Here is a 620-nt window from a genome sequence, read left to right as displayed (position 1 = left end):
CTGTTTAGAATGTATTAAAAGTTTGAATCATGAATATACGATTCATATTTTAGATAACAACAATATAAATGATTTTTGTGAAATTGACTTTTCTCAATTTGAAAGCCTCACTCCTCAATTAAAATCTGATCTACTACGCCTCTATTTATTATATAAACATGGTGGTATATGGGTGGATGCAAGTGTAATTCTTTATAGTAGTTTAGACTGGATTATTGATCTATGTAATAAAAATAAAACTAAAGCATTTGGATATTATAGAAATTCTAATACCACTGTAAGACAGTACCCAGTGATTGAAAGTTGGCTTTTAGCCTCAGAAAAAAATAATATTTTCTTTAAAGAATGGTTAGATGAACTAATTTATGCAGTTAAGTCAGGAGTTAAAAACTACATCAACGAGATAAAAAGATCTTGTCCAAACTATGATGAATATTTTCAGAATATTGGCCGACTTGAATATCTTGTTATTTATGTAGCTTGTCAAAAAGTTCTTAGAAAAACAGAGATGAGTATCACATTAATTAACTGTGATGAGAACGCTTTTATTTATCATAGGTTCAACAATAAATCTCACATCCACTTTATTGAGTCATTAGTATTAAACTATAGACCACTAA

The 620-nt window shown here is 28.2% G+C and carries 1 protein-coding gene; it reads left to right on the top strand.

What is annotated here, in order from left to right; all coding sequences use genetic code 11:
* Positions 1-620, top strand: a 620-nt coding sequence (locus HUN22_RS17545) for a capsular polysaccharide synthesis protein (protein ID WP_174732049.1), incomplete at both ends; no start/stop codon positions are given.

Origin of the sequence: Acinetobacter lactucae (assembly GCF_013344765.1) — a bacterium.
GTDB classification, from domain to species: Bacteria; Pseudomonadota; Gammaproteobacteria; order Pseudomonadales; family Moraxellaceae; genus Acinetobacter; species Acinetobacter lactucae_A.
Note: the sequence above shows the minus strand (reverse complement) of the source record. Positions and strands in the feature narration are given on the sequence as shown.